The sequence below is a fragment of the Kluyvera ascorbata ATCC 33433 genome (assembly GCF_000735365.1).
Lineage (GTDB): Bacteria > Pseudomonadota > Gammaproteobacteria > Enterobacterales > Enterobacteriaceae > Kluyvera > Kluyvera ascorbata.
In genome coordinates this window covers 1-4,058 of sequence record NZ_JMPL01000198.1, presented here as the reverse complement: position 1 = coordinate 4,058, position 4,058 = coordinate 1, and the positions used below count along the sequence as shown (strand labels likewise).

The 4,058-nt window shown below is 62.4% G+C and carries 4 protein-coding genes and 1 pseudogene; 1 reads left to right on the top strand and 4 read right to left on the bottom strand.

Annotated features, from left to right (window positions below; translation table 11 throughout):
• The 4 genes and pseudogenes from GKAS_RS22900 to GKAS_RS25010 all read right to left on the bottom strand — a co-directional run.
• Positions 1 to 2,330 (bottom strand): ATP-dependent Clp protease ATP-binding subunit (locus GKAS_RS22900; RefSeq protein WP_035897773.1); only part of this gene is annotated, 2,330 nt, incomplete at its 3' end.
• A 105-nt stretch (positions 2,331 to 2,435) separates the two neighbouring features.
• A pseudogene (hsp20, locus tag GKAS_RS22895) lies at positions 2,436 to 3,004 on the bottom strand (small heat shock protein sHSP20).
• Positions 3,005 to 3,038: 34 nt separating this feature from the next.
• A complete protein-coding gene (locus GKAS_RS22890; protein WP_013307885.1) occupies positions 3,039 to 3,320 on the bottom strand; it encodes a helix-turn-helix domain-containing protein in 282 nt (93 codons plus the stop codon).
• 243 nt (positions 3,321 to 3,563) lie between these two features.
• On the bottom strand, positions 3,564 to 3,827 hold the full coding sequence (locus GKAS_RS25010; RefSeq protein ID WP_004118208.1) for a hypothetical protein: 264 nt from the start codon (positions 3,825 to 3,827) through the stop codon (positions 3,564 to 3,566).
• A 14-nt stretch (positions 3,828 to 3,841) separates the two neighbouring features.
• On the opposite strand from GKAS_RS25010, the gene GKAS_RS25005 reads away from it, so the two are divergent.
• Positions 3,842 to 4,058: transposase (locus GKAS_RS25005; RefSeq protein WP_035897770.1), on the top strand; the 217-nt coding region annotated here is incomplete at its 3' end.

Sequence of the window (4,058 nt, the reverse complement as noted above, 5' to 3'; positions counted from 1 at the left end):
CGCGCCTTCAGCCGTCGCTGGATGATGTCCGAACCCAGGTTGGACGTGGCGATGATGATGGTGTTGGTGAAATCCACCACCCGGCCCTTGCCGTCGGTGAGGCGACCGTCGTCGAACACTTGCAGCAGGATGTTGTATACGTCAGGGTGTGCCTTCTCGATCTCGTCGAGCAGCAGCACGCTGTAGGGCTTGCGCCGCACCTTCTCGGTGAGCTGACCGCCTTCGTCGTAACCGACATAGCCCGGAGGCGCGCCCACCAATCGCGCCACGGTATGGCGTTCGCCATATTCCGACATGTCGATGCGCAACAGGGCGTGCTCATCGCCGTAGATCGATTCGGCCAATGCCTTGGCGAGCTCGGTCTTGCCCACCCCGGTCGGGCCCAGAAACAGGAAGGTAGCCACCGGTTTGCTGCCTTCACGCAGGCCGGCGCGGGACAGCCGCACGGCATCGGCCACGGCACGGACCGCCTCGTCTTGTCCCACCAGGCGCTCGTGCAGCCGTTGTTCCAAGTGCAGCAGCTTTTCGCGCTCTTCCACCGTCAACTCGTTGACCGGGATGCCGGTCAGGCGCGAGACGATCTGCGCCACGTGTTCCGCCTTGACCTCGGCACTGCCGGAGGCCCGCTCCCGCTCCCAGTCCTCGACGAGCTTCTTGAGCTCGGCCTCCTTGGCTTCGATGCGCTTGCCGAGCTCGGCGGCCTGGTCGTACTGCTTGCGCGCGGCCACGTAATCCTGTTCACGCCGCAGCTGGTGCAGTTCGGACTCCAGCTCCTGCACGGCCACCGGCCGGGCCGTGGCCGACAGCTTCACGCGCGCGGCCGCCTGGTCGAGCAGGTCGATCGCCTTGTCCGGCAGGAAGCGCGCCGTGATGTAGCGGTCGGACAACTCGGCCGCCGCGATGATCGCGTCCTCGGAGATGCTGACCTTGTGGTGCGCCTCGAAGGTGTCGCGCAGGCCGCGCAGAATCATGATGGCCTGGGCCACCGTCGGCTCGGGTACCGTCACCGGCTGGAAGCGCCGCTCCAGTGCGGCATCCTTCTCGATGTATTTCTGGTACTCGTTCAGCGTCGTGGCGCCGATCAGGTTGAGTTCACCGCGCGCCATCATCGGTTTGAACACGTTGGCCACGTCCAGCCCGCCTTCGCCACCGCCCTGGCCGGCACCGACGATGGTGTGCACCTCGTCGATGAACAAAATCAGCTCGCCCTGGTGCTCGGTCACCTCCTTCAGCACCTTCTGCACGCGCTCCTCGAACTCGCCGCGATATTTGGCGCCGGCCACCATGGCGTTGATGTTGAGTTCCACCAGGCGCTTGTCGCGCAAGGTCTCGGGCACTTCACCCGCCACCATGCGCTGCGCCAGCCCTTCGACGATGGCGGTCTTGCCCACACCCGGCTCGCCGATCAGCACCGGGTTGTTCTTCTTGCGCCGGGCCAGCACCTCGATGGTGGTTTCGATCTCCTGCGCGCGGCCGATCACCGGGTCGAGCTTGCCGTCGCGCGCCATCTTGGTCAGGTCGCGCGAGTACTTGTCGAGTTCTGGCGTGTTGGTCGGCGTCTCAGCGCGGCCATCCTCGGCGCCCTTGCCGACCACCTTGCTGACCTGTTGGCGCAGCGCCTGCGGCGTCAGGCCGTAGCGGCGCAGCAGGTTGGCGGCCAGCCCTTCGCCTTCCTCAGCCAGACCGATCAGGAAATGCTCTGGACCGACATAAGAATGGCCGAGTTCATTGGAGGCCACGAAGGCGCGGCTGAGCGCATCCTTCACGCGCGGCGACACGCCGATCTCGCCCTCGAAGGGCTTGTCCCCGCGCTTGGCCTCAGACTCGATCTGCCGCTTGAGGTCATCGACCTTGATCTTGAACTGACCCAGGATGGTCTTGACCACGTCGCTGTCGGCCAGCGCCAGCAGCAGATGTTCGGTATCCACCTCGGAGCGGCCAAATTCGGCAGCGTGTTTGGCGGCCTCCTGCAGCAAGGCTTCCGACTGTTCGCTGATGCGGCTGGCCAGCCCACTGCCGCGACGGCGCGGCGCACCCGAACCTGCGGCGGCGGGCTCGCCAAACGAGGCATCGACCACGTCATCGGTATCGGCGGCAACTGGCGTCGCGTCGTCGCCGATGCGGAAGAAGTCACTGCCGAGGAAGTCCTCGAACAGGCCGCTGCGCGAGCCGAACAAGGCTTCCAGCGGCGAAACGGTGCGCTTTTGCTGGCGCACTAATTGCCGGTAATGGTCGTCGCACAACAGCATGGTGCTGTGACGACCGTTGAGATTGGCTTCCACCCGCACGGTGGCGGGTTGGCCGCAGACCTGGCATTGTTTTCTGGCCATGCTGATGCTCCTGAGAAGGTTGACAAGGTTGAGGCGACGAGGCATCGCGAACCGCGACTCCTCGTCTCGTGCCGGGTTTTTCTTGTGACGAACGAGCCGGCGACGTCAGCCGTTGATCGGGATCGAGCGTCCCTGCTTCGGCGCGCTGACCTCGCGCTTGTCGATCGTGACCGTGAGCACCCCGTTCTTGAACGATGCTTGATCGAATCCTGGTTGGCGTCGTCAGGCAGGTTCAAGGCACGCTGAAAGCTGCCGTAGGAGCGCTCCACACGGTGGAAGCCACCTTCCTTCTTCTCCTGTTCCTGGCGCTTCTCGCCACGCACCATCAGCACGTCGTTGTCGAGAGTGATCTGGATGTCCTTCTCCTCGACACCGGGCACTTCCAGGGCAATCTTGTACTGCTTGTCGGTTTCCTGGATGTCCAGGGCCGGCTTCAGCATGCCCGACCAATCGGATGGCCACTGCGGCATGTTCGACGCCGGAAAACCGAAGCCCCGGAATGCGTCATCGAACAGCCGGTCGATTTCCCGATGCAGTTGCAGGATCGGGCTGACTGGCCCGCTCGCCGCTGGCAGGTCATTGCGCTGCACCGGCAGGGAAGAGACGGTCTGCTGCTCTTGCTGCTCGTTCTTGAACCAGTTCCAGGGAGCCAACTTCTTGAAATCGATGTCCATGTCATACCTCCAGAAAAATTGGAAAACGAGTTACTCAAGCCCTTTGCCTGCTGTGACGGGCAGTGCGCCCAGGCGACACGGGCTGCTCGGATGACTTCTGCTGTTCACGCTTGCGCATCACCTCCTTCTTTGCTCCGGCTCGGGTCTGATCATTGATCCACTGATCGATTTCACTTTGAGGAAACCGCCACGTCCCGCCCACCTTGAAAGCCGGAATTTCCCCGTGCGCGGCGAGCCGATAAAGCGTCCGCTTGCCGACTTTCAAGTACGCAGCCAATTCATCGAGCGTGAAAATCACCTGTAGGTGCGCTTTCATCCCTGTAGGTGCGCTTTCATCTCACCCTCTCCAATCGCGTCGCTTTGCGGTTCCGGCCAAGGAAATCCTTGTAATACTTTGTAAGATATTACGCTTACCATGACAGCCTTCAAGAGTCAATGTACAGCGTTCTCCCGCCCCATTGATGCAGGTCAACTGCTCAGGCAAGGCGCAGCGGGGCGGTCTGATCAGGCAATGGACAGCGCCTGGCTCGTCAGCCTGCGTGTACCACTGGCGCCTCGATCAAACACCGATCCTCACGTTGTAGCCGAGTGCCCGCAGCCCCTTGCTCGTCTGCATGTTCCTTGGCGGAAACTCGTCTGGGCGCGCCCAGACGACGATTTCCCCGAGGCTGCTCAGGCTAACGTGCGGAATTGCCCAGTCGTCGCTGCGGATCGCGTTCCAGAGTCGGGCCGAAACACTTCCGTTGCCCCAGACAACGTAGTTCAACAGTATCCGTCCGGCCAGCACACCTTCCCGACACCGCCGCCGAAGGCCATGGCCCATCAAGCGGATTTTCCATGCGCCCTCAGCGCCGTACCTACAGCAAATCTTTCAAGGCTCAGGTCATTCAGGAGTGTTCTGAACCCGGTGCCTCCATCGCAAACATCGCCTTGGGCTACAGCCTCAATGCCAACCTCGACCACAAATGGATTCGGCTGCCTACCCAGAAAACCACGGCTATCCAGCCAGCGTTCATCCCGTTGCCTTCTCAAATGCTCGGCGTGGGTTCGCATA

Coding starts and splice junctions, on each gene's coding strand:
- GKAS_RS22890 (WP_013307885.1), bottom strand. CDS start 3,320: ATGAAAGCGCACCTACAGGTGATTTTCACGCTCGATGAATTGGCTGCG.
- GKAS_RS25010 (WP_004118208.1), bottom strand. CDS start 3,827: ATGGGCCATGGCCTTCGGCGGCGGTGTCGGGAAGGTGTGCTGGCCGGA.